This window comes from Acinetobacter sp. GD03645, from assembly GCF_029845285.1.
Classification (GTDB): Bacteria; Pseudomonadota; Gammaproteobacteria; order Pseudomonadales; family Moraxellaceae; genus Acinetobacter; species Acinetobacter corruptisaponis.
In genome coordinates, this window is record NZ_JAOCLL010000018.1 from 18,446 (window position 1) to 34,846 (window position 16,401).

At 40.4% G+C, this 16,401-nt stretch carries 15 protein-coding genes; 3 read left to right on the plus strand and 12 right to left on the minus strand.

The window, feature by feature from the left end:
* Window positions 1-66: 66 nt before the first annotated feature.
* From N5J47_RS14050 to N5J47_RS14095, 10 genes are all read right to left on the minus strand, one after another.
* Window positions 67-1,341, minus strand: coding sequence for a mechanosensitive ion channel domain-containing protein (locus tag N5J47_RS14050; RefSeq protein WP_279960546.1), 1,275 nt, complete (start codon window positions 1,339-1,341; stop codon window positions 67-69).
* Window positions 1,342-1,457: 116 nt separating this feature from the next.
* A complete protein-coding gene (locus tag N5J47_RS14055) occupies window positions 1,458-1,997 on the minus strand; it encodes a DUF2058 domain-containing protein (RefSeq protein ID WP_267979511.1) in 540 nt (179 codons plus the stop codon).
* Window positions 1,998-2,000: 3 nt separating this feature from the next.
* Complete coding sequence (locus N5J47_RS14060) at window positions 2,001-2,681, minus strand: YoaK family protein (RefSeq protein ID WP_279960545.1); 681 nt, start codon at window positions 2,679-2,681, stop codon at window positions 2,001-2,003.
* A gap of 15 nt (window positions 2,682-2,696) precedes the next feature.
* Window positions 2,697-3,896, minus strand: coding sequence for a serine/threonine transporter SstT (gene sstT / locus N5J47_RS14065; protein WP_279960544.1), 1,200 nt, complete (start codon window positions 3,894-3,896; stop codon window positions 2,697-2,699).
* A gap of 197 nt (window positions 3,897-4,093) precedes the next feature.
* The gene (gene sulP, locus N5J47_RS14070) at window positions 4,094-5,791 is read right to left on the minus strand and encodes a sulfate permease (RefSeq protein WP_279960569.1); all 1,698 of its coding nucleotides are present in this window, start codon (window positions 5,789-5,791) and stop codon (window positions 4,094-4,096) included.
* Window positions 5,792-5,881: 90 nt separating this feature from the next.
* Window positions 5,882-6,193, minus strand: coding sequence for a metalloregulator ArsR/SmtB family transcription factor (locus N5J47_RS14075; protein WP_267979508.1), 312 nt, complete (start codon window positions 6,191-6,193; stop codon window positions 5,882-5,884).
* 684 nt (window positions 6,194-6,877) lie between these two features.
* Window positions 6,878-7,444 carry a TetR/AcrR family transcriptional regulator gene (locus N5J47_RS14080; protein ID WP_279960543.1) on the minus strand — a complete coding sequence of 189 codons (567 nt, stop codon included), beginning with the start codon at window positions 7,442-7,444 and terminating at the stop codon, window positions 6,878-6,880.
* 419 nt (window positions 7,445-7,863) lie between these two features.
* Window positions 7,864-8,370: a hypothetical protein gene (locus tag N5J47_RS14085; protein ID WP_279960542.1), complete on the minus strand. Its 507-nt coding sequence runs from the start codon at window positions 8,368-8,370 to the stop codon at window positions 7,864-7,866.
* Window positions 8,371-8,404: 34 nt separating this feature from the next.
* Window positions 8,405-9,460 (minus strand): linear amide C-N hydrolase, encoded by a 1,056-nt coding sequence (locus N5J47_RS14090; protein ID WP_279960541.1) that lies wholly within the window; start codon window positions 9,458-9,460, stop codon window positions 8,405-8,407.
* A 216-nt stretch (window positions 9,461-9,676) separates the two neighbouring features.
* Window positions 9,677-10,837 carry a cupin domain-containing protein gene (locus N5J47_RS14095; RefSeq protein WP_279960540.1) on the minus strand — a complete coding sequence of 387 codons (1,161 nt, stop codon included), beginning with the start codon at window positions 10,835-10,837 and terminating at the stop codon, window positions 9,677-9,679.
* 166 nt (window positions 10,838-11,003) lie between these two features.
* Between N5J47_RS14095 and dnaX the strand changes: the two genes are divergently transcribed.
* Window positions 11,004-13,028 carry a DNA polymerase III subunit gamma/tau gene (gene dnaX, locus N5J47_RS14100; RefSeq protein WP_279960539.1) on the plus strand — a complete coding sequence of 675 codons (2,025 nt, stop codon included), beginning with the start codon at window positions 11,004-11,006 and terminating at the stop codon, window positions 13,026-13,028.
* Between the two features lie 26 nt (window positions 13,029-13,054).
* Here the strand turns inward: dnaX and N5J47_RS14105 are convergent, their stop codons facing one another.
* Window positions 13,055-13,495 carry a thioesterase family protein gene (locus tag N5J47_RS14105; protein ID WP_279960538.1) on the minus strand — a complete coding sequence of 147 codons (441 nt, stop codon included), beginning with the start codon at window positions 13,493-13,495 and terminating at the stop codon, window positions 13,055-13,057.
* Window positions 13,492-14,652, minus strand: a complete 1,161-nt coding sequence (locus N5J47_RS14110) for an iron-containing alcohol dehydrogenase (RefSeq protein ID WP_279960537.1) — start codon at window positions 14,650-14,652, stop codon at window positions 13,492-13,494. The genes N5J47_RS14105 and N5J47_RS14110 overlap by 4 nt, the downstream gene beginning before the upstream one ends.
* 180 nt (window positions 14,653-14,832) lie before the next feature.
* On the opposite strand from N5J47_RS14110, the gene N5J47_RS14115 reads away from it, so the two are divergent.
* Window positions 14,833-15,348 carry a low molecular weight phosphotyrosine protein phosphatase gene (locus N5J47_RS14115; RefSeq protein ID WP_279960536.1) on the plus strand — a complete coding sequence of 172 codons (516 nt, stop codon included), beginning with the start codon at window positions 14,833-14,835 and terminating at the stop codon, window positions 15,346-15,348.
* 13 nt (window positions 15,349-15,361) lie between these two features.
* Complete coding sequence (gene murB, locus N5J47_RS14120) at window positions 15,362-16,396, plus strand: UDP-N-acetylmuramate dehydrogenase (RefSeq protein WP_279960535.1); 1,035 nt, start codon at window positions 15,362-15,364, stop codon at window positions 16,394-16,396.
* Window positions 16,397-16,401 lie beyond the last annotated feature (5 nt).

The window sequence follows — 16,401 nt, forward strand, 5'->3', positions numbered from 1 at the left end:
TTTGAGCTTTAAATAAAGCCTCCCATAAGGGGAGGCTTATTGATTTGGAAATGGGGTGAACGTTTCTCAGCCCTCATTCAGACTTGTAAGAGAAGTTGGATTTGCAGCCCCAGTATTCAGGTTTTGAAAGTCATGACCTGATGGTGCCTGATAAATTCTCAATCCAAACTCAGGAATAATCGCAATCAAGTGATCAAAAATATCAGATTGAATTGCTTCATAAGATGCCCATGCCGTTGTATTTGCAAATGCATAGATTTCCAAAGGTAAACCCTCACTGATCGGCTGCAACTGACGGACCAATAATGTCTGGTTTTGGGCAATACCCTGATGCTGTTTCAGATAAAACTCAACATATGCCCTGAATGTGCCGAGATTGGTTAAACGTCTTTGGTTGTAGCGGGACTGATTACTCAGGTGTTTGTTGAAATCCTCAATTTCAGATTGTTTGGCATCCAGATACTGATCCAATAACAAGAACTCTTTTAACTTTTGCTGCTCCTCATCACTCATAAAATGTACGCTGCTTTGATCAAGAAAAAGTGAACGCTTGATGCGACGGCAACCTGCATTACTCATACCACGCCAGTTTCTAAAGGTATCCGTCACCAGTTTATTGGTTGGAATGGTGGTAAATGTCTTATCAAAGTTCTGTACGGTCACGGTATGTAATGACATATCAATGACATCACCATCCGCATTTAAAGAGGGCATTTCAATCCAGTCACCAATCCGCACCATGTCATAAGAGGCGATCTGTACACTCGCCACCAAGGATAAAATGGTGTTCTGGAACACCAGCATCAGTACTGCCGCCATGGCCCCAAAGCCAGCGAGCAAGGTGAATACATCTTTTTTAAGGAAAGTACCCAGAATCATCAGACCACACACAACGAACAAAATAAGCTTAATCAACTGTAGATAACCCTTGATCGGCTTGTTCCGTGATTTTGGATTACGTTGATAAATCAGGTTAAAAATATTCAGGGCTTCACTGATGGTCAGTGCAATGGTGAGGAAAATGAATGCCTGGGCACCCATCTGAATAAACATGATCACTTTGGGTGAAAGATGAGGAATGGTGGTAATTCCATTCATAACCACAATGGCAGGCACAACATTGGCAAACCTGCGAATGATACTGTGCTGCGCAAAGATGGACTGATTGGTTGATTTTAGTTTGGTGACTAAATAGCGGATACCTCGAACAATCACTCTCTTGGCAATAAAGTTCGCTAATGCAGCAAAGAGAATGAGAACAATCAAGGCAAGCAGGGTTTCTAGCCAAGGGTAGTGGCTTAGTTCACTTCGAATATCGGCTATAAAATTTAAATAATCCAAACCTAAACACCTTAAAATTCTTGAAGTGGAATTTTAAGGTGTTAAATGCCGCTATGATAATTTGGTCACAGTTTATATACGATTCTTAAGAAATTTTAACATTTGTTAAAAATAAATTACCACATCAGGTCATCTGGAATCACATAGGCTGCGTATGGGTCTTCCTCATCCGTTGTTTGATCATTGGTCTGTGCATTATTATTTACAATGATAAAACCCTGCATTTTCTGGTCAATTTTCTCAGCCAATGCTTTAGGAAGATAGGCATAACTCTCCTGATCCTTTGCAATCACAAGCGAACCTGAAACCAGCGCATTATAAACCTGCTGTGAGATATAGACTTTCTTGATCTTACTGTCATCAATAAACTGGTAGACCGCATCACCGTCAGTTTGATTAACCTTATGTTGTTTAATCATCTGGATAATAGATGCCTTAAGGGCTTTTTCTTCCAATACACGCTGTTTTTCCAGATTGAGTGCCTGGTCTTTTGCCAGTTTCTCCTGATTGACACGGTCAATTTCCGCTTTTAATGCCGCATCATCATTCTGTCCCGTGCGCTGTTCATGCTGGGCTTGCTTGGTCAGTTTCTTTGCTTTTTTATTGTCAACTAAACCTGCTTTTAATAATTGCGCTTGCAGTGCATTTTTAACCATAATTCAATCCAGATTCGGGTGAGATGAAGAACGAAAATAAACGATCCAATACGTCATACTCATGACAAGGCTTAAACCTGCGGGTATGAGAAAGGTTTGTAATTTTAAATAAGGATAAAGCAAACTGGCAATCAGTCCACCCATTAAAAAACCAATAAAGATCAATAAATGTAAGGAAATACGGCGATTTTCAACTTTTAATCCACGGACCTTATATCCGAGTGTCAGGCCAATATCGGTTAAGACACCAGATAAATGCGTGGTACGGATAATTGCACCTTTATAATGGCTAACCATCGCATTCTGCATGCCCATTGCGACACATGCCCACAGCAGTCCATAACGTGGGAAAAACGGCAGCAGTAGCCAGGTCAGAAACAGGAAAATGGCAACCAAGCTAAGGGGAACGCCATAATGCCTGCCAAAGGTCACATGGCCATTGCCAAGAATCAGGCCGCTGTAAAAAGACCCAATCACAAAACAGAGGATGACAAGGCTTAGATAGATAAAATGCTCAGGCTGCCAGTCAAGCAGACTCATTGCAAGCATGCTGACATTGCCTGTCATATGTGAAACAGATTGGTGCAGAACCGTGAATAAACCCAGAACGTTCACCATCCCTGCATTTAATGCCAATAGGAAAGCACCAAATTGAATCCAGTTAGGTAAACGTTGTAAGGGCATAGCAAACTCAGGCTACTAATTTTGGCGGTTTCGGAAATCTACAGCAGCAGTAAACAAAACATCGGTTGATGAGTTCAGCGCGGTTTCAGTTGAGTCCTGCAACACACTAATAATCATACCAATTGCAACGACTTGCATCGCAACTTCTGATGATATACCAAATAAGCTACATGCAACAGGGATCAGTAACAGAGAACCCCCCGCAACACCTGAGGCGCCACATGCAGAGACTGCTGCAACAATAGATAAAATCAGCATCATGCTTAAATCAACATGGATACCCAGTGTATTTACGGCGGCGAGTGTGAGTACGGTAATGGTGACGGCTGCACCCGCCATATTGATGGTTGCGCCAAGTGGAATGGATACACTGGCAGTGGCTTCATTGATGCCCAAACGTTCAGCAAGATCCAGATTGACAGGAATATTGGCGGCTGAGCTACGGGTAAAGAATGCAGTAATCCCACTTTCTTTTAGGCATTTAAACACCAGTGGATAGGGATTTTCTTTCATGGTAATGGCAACAAGGATTGGATTGATGACCAATGCCACAAAGGCCATAGTTCCTATCAGAACCATCAACAAATGTGCATAGCTGGACAGGGTTGCCAAGCCTGCATCGGCAAAGGTGACTGCCACTAAGCCAAAAATACCCACAGGAGCAAAACCAATAACGGTATGGATAATTTTATTGACTGCATCAGCAACATCGGTCAAGACTTGCTTGGTTGAATCTGAACTATGGCGGAGGGCCAGTCCCAGACCAATTGCCCATGCCAGAATACCAATAAAGTTCGCTTCGCTAATGGCCTGAACTGGATTTGCAATAAAGCTTAAAAGCAGGTTTTTTAAAATATCGGTAAGGCTTCCAGGTGCCTGCAAGGTTGTCTCGGTTGCCAAATGCAGGAATAACTGGCTTGGAAATACGATGCTCGCAATTACGGCACTGAATGCGGCAAGCAACATCCCAACCACATACAGCACCAGTACAGGTTTTAAATTTGCGTTTTGTCCCACTTGGAAATTTGCGATTGAGGCAAGAACCAGAACAAACACTAAAATCGGTGCAACTGACTTTAATGCTTTAATAAACAATTCACCTAATAAACTTAGGTAGGGTGTAAAGCCAGGGAACAGCAATGCCACGCCAACCCCTAGAAAAATAGCGATAATAATTTTGCTGACTAAACTTAAGCGAGACAATACATTCAACATATAAAGGCCTTATAAACCAGTACACGGTTTAAGGTTAAACAAGCGCGGTATTCTATACCCAAGAACCGTGAATAATAAATTTTTTTTTTGCAACCTAATTACGCTAAAAATACTGTAAAAAATAACGCAATGTTTTTAAAAGTCTTTTATAGAAACCTAGCATATCTTTTTGTATGAAAAAAGACCCGAAATATAGACTATTTGTTCAGGATTTCAGGTGAAAGCGTTTGTACTGCCTGATAGTGGGATAAAAATATTTTTCCACTTAACATATTGATTAACCTAGATGAATTCAGCCGATCCATGACTGGGCTCTTTACTTCAGATAAATGTAGCTGAATTCCCAGTTGCAATAATTCCCCATTAAGGTCTTCCAGCATTTCCACGGCACTCAGGTCAATATTGCTGATGCTGGAACAGTTAATCACCACATGCTGTATCTGTGGATTATGGCTGAGTTCCGTGATGATATAGCCCTTTAGCATATGCGCATTGAGAAAGTTAAGGTTCTCATCAATACGGAAAGATGCGATGGTTTCTGCGGTAAGCACATCATAGCGGGATACATTCCTAAAATGCTGTGTTCCTTCAACCAGACCAATCACGGCAATATGTGGACGGCTAATCCGCCATAATAAAAGAATAAATGTAAGGATGATTCCAATCACAAGGCCTGTCGAAATATCAACACAGGTGACACCAAAGAATGTGGCCCACATGGCCAGGCCATCGGCTTTGGAATATTTCCAGGTTTCAAAAAAGGGTAGGAATGTGACCAGTTTCCAGATGGAAACAAAAATGGTGGCAGCCAAAATGGTCAAAGGCAGGTTTTGAAAAAAACTGGTGAAATAAAGGCTGACTGCAATCATCAATAATGAAGACATGACCCCAGACATAGGCGTTTTTGCACCTGCATCACTATTGACAACCGTACGGGACAAGCTTCCTGAAACCGCAAATCCTGTATTTATCCCTGCCGCAATATTGGCCAAACCTAGAGCGATCAGCTCCTGATTGCTATTGAGGTCATCACGCTTTTGCAATGCGGTGGCCTGCGCAATCGCCAGTGACTCAACAAAACTAATCATGGCAATCATAAATGCGCTGGGAAGCAGTTTCTGAACCAGATCAAAATTCCATGTCGGAAAATGGAAACTGGGTAGACCTGTCGGAATGATCCCAACAGTTTTCAGCCCATGTTGATCCAGACTGAATACATACACAACAATAATTGAGCTTAAAACCAATAACAGGGGAGTGGTCTTATTTAAGAAATCTGATCTCACCCATTTAGGTAGAAAAACCAGTATGGCGATTGCAGCCAAACTCACGCCCACACTTAGCAAACTGATTTGATGGTAGTTATTGACCAAACTTCCAACAAATTCTGGAATATTGTTGGTCTGTAATGGAATGTCGAGCAGAAACTTAAATTGTCCCAAAGCGATTAACAATGCAGATGCAATAATAAAGCTTTTGATAACGGGATGGCTAATGAGCTGGATCAGGAAGCCAAAACGGAACAGGCCTAAAATCAGTGAAATAATTCCGACCAGAATCGCCAGTAGACAGGCAGCCTCAATATAGGCGGTAGAGCCAATGGCAAAAAGAGGTTGAAGCGCTGAAAAAACCATCATTGAGATGATGGCAACAGGACCAATCGACAGTGTGGTGCTACTGCCTGTAAAGGCATAGATGATCATGGGTAGAATACTGGCATAGATACCCATCACTGGTGGAAGCCCTGCAAGCATGGCATAGGCCATTCCTTGGGGAACCAACATTGCAAGTACAATTAACGCAGCAACTACATCAGCCTTAAAGTGTGTAGGGTGATAAGTCTTTAGCCATTTCAGTGCAGGAAAGATGGACATATTCAGGTTGAACCGTTTTATGCATAAACAATTTATATTATATATAAATATATATTATTCATAAAAAAAGCTAAAGCGATTCAGTACCAATTGCTTATTTAAGCGAAAGGTTTATATATTTGGACAATAATTTTCGTATAGGGTCTTTAAAACAACTTGAAGCTTGGGATCACTAATTGAGTAAAAAATCTGTTTGCCTTCACGACGTGTCGTAACAACCTTACTTTTTCTGAGCATCATTAACTGTTGGGAAAGTGTCGGTTGGAAGATCTGGGTAAGCACTTCAATCTGGGAAACATTCAGTTCCTGCTTGGCCAAGTGGCACAAGATGATTAAACGATCCGTATTTGCCAGAGACTTCAGCACATTTACAATTGAGTCGGCAGACTCTCTCATTGCCTCGATCTCAAGATCCTTTTGCATATTACTCTCACGACATTACAACCGAACTTAGTATAAGGTGAGTAAATCAAAAAATTGAAGTAAAACTGAATAATTGCAATGGTTTTTAATGAAAATATATATAAGTAAAAGTGATATATTGTCTTGTTTTTGCAGATTGCACTATTTTTTATTAAAAAAACGAGGAATATATCACTTTCCATTTTATTTCATCTATTTTTAAAACATTGGGATAACTTTACAGAATGTGAGTAAACTCTATTATTTAATTTTACTAAACAATAGAATATGAATTTGTGGAATGATAAAGGTTAAAACACCAAAATATTTTCTAAAATCATGATTATATTTTGCTGTTTATCCTTGGTACAACAGAAAGGAAAAAAAGTAGGGGAGAATGCTTCAATTTTGGCAAAAAGAATAAATATAAAAAAAATTTAAAAAGTGATTGCGCTTTAGAGAAAAGCATATATAATTAGAGTTAAGACAGAACGATCTGTCTGCATAAAAAGGAACTGGAAAGTACGTTATGTACAACAGCCAGAGGGTAATAATTTTATTATTCTTTATAACTCAGACGCAAGCGTGAGCCAGAAAAATAATTATAAATCACGCTTTATTTTTTCTTATCCATTCTCAGTTTGTTACTTCAAATTAGTTTATCTTCCCCATTTCTGCTTTCAGAAATGAAGAAGATTCGTTTACTCAGGCAAGTTCTTTTTCAAAATTGATTAAATGCTCAACACGTGACCAGTATTCATCTATTTGCACTGAGTCCTTATTGACGTGTGCCTGAATGGTCATGCCATCCAGAATACTGACAATCAGCGTGGCAAGGTGGGTAGGGTTGGGAATGTCGAGATTAGACAACAGGTTCTGGACCAATGCTGTCAACCAGACTTTATATTGTGTCGCTGGCTTTAATGTAGACGGATAGATCTTAATTACTTCTTCCACTGCTTTCTGGAACATGCAACCATTAAAGTCATCAGTATGAAACCATGAATCGTACCATTTAAAAATCGCCCTGATTTGCGCTAAATGATCGGCTGGATCACATTTGGCCAAGGCTGTATTTAATGATGCCTGGAGGTCTGTATTACGCTGAAGTAGACATTCTTCAATAAGTTTTTCCTTGGATGGAAAATATTTATAAAAAGTCATCTTGGCTACGCCAGACTCACTGATGATTCGATCAACCCCGACCGAGTTATAACTATGCGAGTTAAAAAGTCTTAGTGCAGTGGTAATAATATCTTCTTTTTTTGACATACAAAGCCTCAAATTTGCTCATTGTCATTAGAGCATTGTTTGCATCCCGTTATGCAATTTTGGCAGCGATTTTACATGGTATTTTAAAAATATCATAGGGAAAAATAACATTATTTATTTAACTGGTTTTCTGGTTTTAATTTACTAAATATATGTTAAAAATAAAAACATGAATCTATAGGATTAATTAAAATAATAAATTTATATACTGTTGTAAATAAATGAAGTTGGCGCTTAGAATGGCTTTGATTTCTGAATCACTTCTGACATAAAAATGAAATATTGAAGAAAAATAATAATATAATTTTATTTATTGATAATTATTTTCATTTATGTGTCCGATATTGATAAATACTAAAAAGTCAGTTTTTAGAACTACCTAACTAACTGACTTTTAAAGTCTTATAAAATATTTTAACCTATTTGTCAGGCAGCCCTGCGATCAGGCTGGAAAAGTTTTGGTAAAGTGTTGATTTTTGAGTAGGGGTATAGACAGAACGTTTAATTACACCTTTATCTGTTTCAATGGATAAGTCAACATTGTTTGCATTTTTAAATTCATAAAGAAATAAACTTGGAATTACAAAAACATTTGATGAACGTTTTGGAATTAAACGATTAATATATTTTTGTTCAGTTTTTTCACTCGTACCATAGTTAAAAGATTTGCCATCAATCCAGAACGTTATCCCCTTCATGTCGTAATATTCATAGGTACTATTTAATACAACATCCAGCTTTAATTTATCTTTTTGCTGTTTGTCCCACTCCACAACCACATTGGGGCACAGTTCATTTGACTTACAGTTTAAAGAACCTGCGGTGGCAAGGTGATCTATAACGCCTGAGGTTGTAGCGTTGTTTTGCATACTGCTACAACCATTCATCATTACACAGAGACTAAGCAAACAGAGTGTTTTTTTCATATTTAATTCCCAGTTTTATAAAAAATTTTAATGATTAATGATGCTGTGCTGGACCAAGAAATTCAAATGGCTTTGTTATTTTAAATTGATCTGTCGCATCACCTGCAAAACTATTTTGCTGGTCTTTTCCAAGATCAAGCTTACGTGTCACACCATTCTTAAAATTGATTTTCTTTAAGTCAACCCAGAAAACATTGGGTGAAACCGCAGATTCAAAAAAATACAGTTGCTGCTTATGGTCAGCTACGGTTCTCCAGCGTGTGGAGGAAATATTGGGTTCCTCCGCAGTATTTAATCCATAAGGGACTGATGCATTTCGTATCACACTAAAAACAGAAGCAATCGCTTCCTTGGCGTTGTCATTTTTTGGTATTGCATTGATATAGAAAGAGGCACGTGCAAAACGGTCAGCGGCTCTATTGGTTCCAGGCAACATAACGGTTCCGCCAATCTGTTGCCAATAGCTGTTAAGGGCAAGCTGTTGGTCAAAAGTTGGGGAATTGGTCATGACCTGATATTTTTTATCATGGTGGATGACTTGTTTGCCATTAATATATTCAATGATTGCGCTATCGCCTGTTTTATCTGAAAGTGATAAATGTAAGGTCGCTAAACGTTGCTCACCTGGAACGCTATCTGTAATCAGATCAAAAGGTTCTTTTTCCAGTGCACTGACCGCTTCTGAAACAGTAGAGAAATTATCGAGGGCGTATTGTGCCCAGGCGGAAATACTGAGCTGTGGTTTATTGGATTGTTTGGTATCAGGATATTGGGATTCCACCAGCCATAGCACGTTTGCGACCAGACCTGCCTCATTCATTCCGTCAGTGGTAGAGATGTCATAGCCAGTGGCGATGACGCTACCATATTTGGCTTTCCATTTCAGCGATTTCGGTCCAGCATTGCTATCTCGGTTGACGCCACTTGGCATGATCCAGAGATTGGTCCCAACATCCACTTTCCAGTCCATGGAGCGGGCAGTAATAGTATGATCATTGTTGCCTAGATATACTGCGCGTGTACATGCCTGAACCGTTTGAAAAAATATCGTAGATGCAATGAATGAACAAAATAATGTTTTTTTGAACATTAAAATTCTCCGTTGTCATAAAAAATAGTTATAAAAGTGATCATGTTTTAATTTGTATATAAATGAGTTTATAAAATTTATTTTTTAATTCAAGGATTAAAATGTAGCCCTTTATAGAAAAACAGGTTTTGGGGGGGATGTTGGATTAATGAGGGCCTTTGATATTTTCCAGGCCCTCATTTTTAGTGAGTCATTGAATAGCTGTGATTTTCCAGTTTAATTGGGAGGTAACAGCATTAAAATGGCATCATTCAGCAAATGGGCAATATCTTCCAATATTTCAGTATCATTCAACTGTTTATCAAATATCAGGCTTTCACCATTAGCCAGTTGCTGTAATCGTTTCTCAAACGCTTTAGAAACATAAACAGGTTCGCCATTTGCCCAAAACTCTAATGATCCATTTTGCTGTCTGTAAAGTAGTTTCATCGCTGGTTCAAGCATCAGTGCATAGCCTGTATCCACGATTTCAATCAGGTCATTTGCCTCAATTTCTTCTGGTTCAGGAATATTGTCTGGATATTTGACTTCGCTCATATATGCCATAATCGCTGCATCAAATTCGGGTGCTTGATGGAGATAGTCTAATAACTGGCTTTTTAAATAGCTAAATTCTGTCTCGTTGATTTCACCAATTGCTGTTGTCTGTTGGCGGGGAATATCCAGCAATGGATTTTTCAGTAAGGTGTTTTCCGCAAACTGGTCACTGATTCGATCCATCATTTCCGCAAGGTTTGGCATACGGAAACCAAACGAAAAGGTCAGGCATTCATCTTCCGCAACACCGTAATGGGAAAGTCCAGGTGGTACATAAAGTAAATCGCCTGGCGCAAGAACTTCATCAAAATGAACATCCATTTCAGGCAATAATTTTAAGGGTTGATCTGCCACAAACTCGGTTGATTCATCACACATCTGACCCAACTGCCAGCGGCGATGACCATGTCCTTGCACCAGAAAAACATCATAAAAGTCAAAATGTTTGCCAACTGATCCGCCTTTGGGTGCATAGGACACCATAATGTCATCACGTCGCCATTGTGGAATAAAAGGAAACTTTTTCCATAGCTCTGCAATATCAAAAGAATAATGATCTATCGCCTGAACCAGCAGTGTCCATAAGTTTGGCAGTTTTTGAAAATCACTTTTGCTTAAGGGGGAGGATTTAACATGCCATTCATTTGGATTCTTGTTTTTTTGACGAATTAAACGTGCGCTGACATGCTCTTCTAGCGCCAGTTCCCTAACATCATCAGGTTCAATCAACCCAACAATTTCGGGCATTGCATTACGTACCAGCAGTGGTTTTTTTTGCCAGTATTCAGTTAAAAATTGTTCTGCGGTAATACCGCCGAATACCGTTAAAGGTTGTGACATGATGATGAAGCCGAAAATAAATCAATAACGTGTATTGTCCCTTGAGTTGAAAGGCGGTGCAAGCCTTGTATCACAGCCAATAAACCCTAATTTTGATCAATCAGTTCGGGATTCATTCACAGCTTCTTAAAAACACAGTATGCTAAAGCGGCTATAAGGAGTATCCATGTATCAAGTATTGGCAAGAAAATACCGTCCACGTAATTTCAATGAGTTAGTGGGGCAGAATCATGTTTCCCGTGCGTTGACCAGCGCATTGGAGCGTGGACGACTGCATCATGCTTATTTATTTACAGGGACACGTGGTGTGGGTAAAACCACAATTGCCCGTATTTTAGCCAAATGCCTGAACTGTGAAACGGGTGTAACCTCAACGCCGTGTGAAGTTTGTGCGACTTGTAAGGCAGTGAATGAAGGACGTTTCATTGATTTAATCGAGATTGATGCTGCGTCACGTACCAAGGTTGAAGATACCCGTGAGTTACTGGACAATGTCCCTTATGCACCAACCCAGGGTCGCTTCAAAGTCTACCTGATTGACGAAGTGCACATGCTTTCAACGCATTCATTTAATGCCTTGTTAAAAACGCTGGAAGAACCACCAGAGCATGTAAAGTTCTTGTTTGCAACCACCGATCCACAGAAATTGCCCATTACAGTGATTTCCCGTTGTTTGCAGTTTACCCTGCGTCCTTTGGCTGTTGATGAGATTACCACGCATCTAACCGCAATTTTAAATAAAGAACATATTGAAGCTGATCAGGATGCGATCTGGCAAATTGCTGAATCGGCACAGGGTTCATTACGTGATGCACTATCCTTAACGGATCAGGCCATTGCCTATGGTCAGGGAGCTGTACATCATCAAGATGTCAAAGACATGCTTGGCTTGATTGACCGAACCATTATTTATGAGCTGATTCTTGCCATTCACCACAATCAGCAAGCGCATGTCAGCCAGTTGTTGTTGCAGTTTAGGCAACAGGCTTTAGATGTTTCTCTGGTTCTGGATCAGTTGGTTTCAACCTTGCATGAGTTGGCATTGCTACAATATTTGCCTGATCTTGCCTTGAAATACAGTGAAGAAATCAATCGAAAAATTCTGCAATTGTCTAAACTGATTTCTGCTCAGGATTTGCAGCTTTACTATCAGATTGCATGTAAGGGAAGATCTGATCTGCAACTTGCAGTCACGCAAGAGCAAGGTTTTGAAATGTGCGTATTGCGTTTGCTCGCATTTAGACCGTTATCGACTGGTGAAGTTACTATTGTCGCTACAAGTCCACAAAATATTACTGTTTCTCATGCACAAGTCGTTTCAACTGAGCCAAGTCCAGCAGAAACTCAGCAATTGCAACAAGTTTCTATTGTTGAAGAACAGCTTGTCGTTCAGCAAGAAATCGTTAGTGTTGAACCTGAACCTGAACCTGAACCTGAACCTGAACCTGAACCTGAACCTATTATTCAGGATGAGAATGTTATGGTTTTTGATGCCGCGGATGGGCAACTGATTGGGTTGGATGTTTCAACTACCCAGCAAAATGCTCATTTCACAGAATCAGATGAGGTATTGATCTTTCCCGTAGAAGAACAAACTGAAGTTACACAAATCATCAATCAAGCACCTGAGCTAAACGTTAAGGCTGAACCTGAATTATTTGAAGAAACATTTATTGCTACGAAACAGCAAATTGAAAACCAATTTGCCATGCCTGTGGTTGATGTAGTTCAACAGGTTGAAACGATGCATTTGGCAGACCAAGCCAATCTCATGCCTCAAGATATTCTTAAACTTCGTGAACAGGTTTTGGAGGGTGAGTGGAATTTGGATAAATGGGAATATTGGTTTAGAAATAGTGAACTTTCGCCAGCTGTTCAGGAGTTGGCACAGCATGGCATTATGCAGGGGCATATTAATGGTTCATCTGTGTTTCATATTCCGCAGAAATATGAGGGCATGTTGTCACAATTAAGACAGGCATTGGAGGATGCACTTAAGTCAGAGTGGCCGAATACGCAGTTTAATGTGCAATATCAAGATATTGATTCGATAACACCTTTTACCATGCAGGTCATGCGTAAGGAAAAGGCGTTTCATCGGGCTGTTGAGTTGTTACAGCAGGAACCTACCATTAAAAGTTTAATTGAAACCTTTGATGGTGAGTTGCAGAATATTCAACTGAAGCTCTAATCAGTTGGAATAAAAGGGCTGATCTTTTAGTCCACTAATAAGTATTCAGTCAGTACGTCGCGCATAGTTTGTGGAATCGCGGTACTTTTCCGAGTTTCCCGATCTACAAACACATGCACAAAATGTCCTTGAGCCGCTGCTTGTGGTTGACCTTGTTTAAAAATTGCCAGCTCATAACGCAGTGAAGAGTTGCCAATCTTTCCAATGGCTACACCAACTTCAACCATTTCAGGAAAGGAGAGTTCCTGTAAGAAACTACAGGCTGAATCCACCACCAAACCAATGATCTCACTGTTGTGAATGTTAAATCCCGTTTTTTGGATCAGTAACGAATTGGCCGCGGTATCAAAGTAACTGTAGTAAGTGACATTATTGACATGGCCGTAAATGTCATTATCCGCCCATCGGGTCTGGATATTAAAAAAGAACTTAAACTGTTCGCGTGTTTTTAAAGTGGGTCTATTCATGCATAAATCGCCTGATAAATCTGTAAAGCATCTTGTTCGGTCATTTCTCTTGGATTGTTTTGCAACAGTCGGGTTTGCAGCATAGCATCCTTAGCCAACTGCGGTAATTTTGCCTCGGCAATATCCAGATCCTTTAGTTTTAGCGTTAGACCACTTTGATCCAGATGGTTTTGCATATGGTCAATGAATAAATCACACAGGCCATCGGTACAGCCTGTGCTGTGAGGGTCTAATAACTGCATTAACTCTGCATAGTGTTGTTTAGCTTTCGGCGCATTGAATTTTAGCACTTCAACCAGCACCAGTGCATTGGTATGCCCATGGGACAGATGGAAATGTCCACCGAGTGGATAGGCCAAGGCATGAACCGCACCGACAGGTGCATTGGCAAAAGCCTGACCTGCCAACATTGAACCGACCAGCATATTTTGCCGAGCTTCTAAGTCCGCACCATTTTTTAATACCTTGGCAAGGTTATGGTTGAGCAGTTGCAAGGCATTTTTTGCCAGCATATCGGCATAAAAGTTCTTCTTGATATTGGAGGTATAGGCTTCAATCGCATGTACCATCGCATCAATACCCGTTGCCGCCGTGATATGGGCGGGTAAACCTTGTGTGAATGTTGCATCCAGAATGGCAACGTCAGCATACAGGATAGGAGAGACCACCCCCATCTTGGTGGTTGCGCCAGTAGTGACAATTGAAATTGGGGTGACTTCTGAGCCTGTTCCAGCCGTTGTTGGAATCAGAATAAGGGGTAAACGAGGTGCCTTGGCCTGATTAACCCCATAAATTTCACCGAGATTTTGTTGTTGTTGGGGATGTGCAAGCAGGGCAATGATTTTGGCAACATCCATGGAACTACCGCCGCCAAAACCGATGATGATATCAATTTTTTCCTGTTTGGCGAAATCAACCGCTTCTAAAACAATATGTTCGGGTGGGTCAGCCTGAATATCGGAATAGATAATATACTCAAGTCCGATTTGATTAAAAATTTCCAGAATGGGTAAATGAAGCAGGTGCTGGATCATCCCTGCATCGGTCACCAAAAGTGCTTTTTGATAATCATGTTGTGACAAGATGGTTTTAAGTTCCTGTATTGAACCTAAACCTGCAATAATGTTGGGAACGGTCTGGAACTGAAACTGGTTCATACATACATCCTTATTTCTATCTTTGACAAATCATTGTCCATACCTGACCTATGTCGCAATCCTAGACAAAATGCCAACAAATTCTAATAAATACAACATTTTTATATAAGGCAACTATAGGTTTCACTGCCCAAATAAATTACCATAAGATGCTCTAAAAAGTGTAGTTTTGAGGTGATTATGCCATCCCCAATACCGTACAAGGTATTATGTGTCTGTTTAGGAAATATATGCCGTTCACCCACAGCGGAAGCAATTCTCAGACATTATTGTGATGCGCATGGTTTAAATGTATGGGTTGATTCGGCGGGTACGAGCAATTATCACCCAAACAAGGCACCCGATGCCCGAAGCCAGAAACATGCGCTACAGCGTGGCTATGATTTATCGGGCTTACGTGCCAGACAAATTCGTCTTGAGGATTTTATTGAGTTTGATCTGATTCTGGCGATGGATCATGAGAATTTTGATGATATTCAGTCACTCCTGTCGAAAGCGGTACGCCAGTTTGGTGCTGAACAGATTCGTGCCAAAATTGCATTGATGAGTGAGCATGATCCTCATTTTAACCAGCAGGCAGTTCCTGATCCCTACTATGGTGGGGCGGATGGCTTTGATCGTGTCCTGAATCAATGTGAATCAAGCAGTCAGGCATGGGTCGATATTCTTAAAAAGCAAATGCAGGCAGGGCAATAGGATTTCATTCAACATGCATGTACAACAACAGGTTCAACTCAAAAGTTTAAACACGCTCAATTTAAATGCCACTGTTTCGCATTATGTCCAGATCAATCAGCCTAATGATGTGGTTGAGGCATTGGCATTTGCTGAACAGCAGCAGCTCAATGTCATGATTTTATCGGGTGGAAGCAACCTGTTGTTGCCACAGCGCATTCAGGCACTGGCAATTCATTTAAATATTCAGGGCATTGAAGTCGTTGCTGAGGATGACCAAACCATCACAGTTAAAGTAGGTGCGGGACAGGTCTGGCATGATTTTGTTTTATACAGCACCCAGCAGAACTGGTTCGGTCTGCAAAATCTGGCTCTAATCCCAGGCTTGGTTGGGGCATCACCTGTTCAGAATATTGGTGCCTATGGTGTTGAGGTGGGTGAGTTTATTGAGTCGGTACAGGTGTATGACCGTGAACTGAAATGCTTTGACTCCATTTTAGTTCAGGATTGTCATTTTGCTTACCGTCATAGTATTTTTAAAAACTTTCCTGATCGTTACATCATCATTAGTGTAACCTTTAAGCTGTTAAAACATGCCAGTTTAAAACTGAGTTATGGGGATTTAAAGCAGGCGGTTGGAGATGAACAAACGGCTGAGAACCTGCAAAATCAGGTGATACAGATTCGTCAAAGTAAATTGCCTGATCCCAAAGCGTTTCCGAATGTGGGCAGTTTCTTTAAAAATCCCGTTCTGACTCATGCTGAATTTGAAAAACTTTCTCAACACTTTCCCAACATTCCGCATTATCCCCAAGCCAACGACAATGTTAAGGTGGCTGCTGGATGGTTGATTGATCAGGCGGGCTGGAAAGGCAGGCAACAGGGCTGTGTTGGCATGTTCCATAAACAGGCACTGGTTTTGGTCAATTATGCCGATGCAACGCTGGAAGATGTGAAAAATACCTATAGCGCTGTACAAAATGATGTAAAACAAAAGTTTAGTATTCAGCTTGAACCTGAACCTGTGTTATATAGTGAGCAAGGTTTGATTCAGCGCCATACTACATAAGGAGT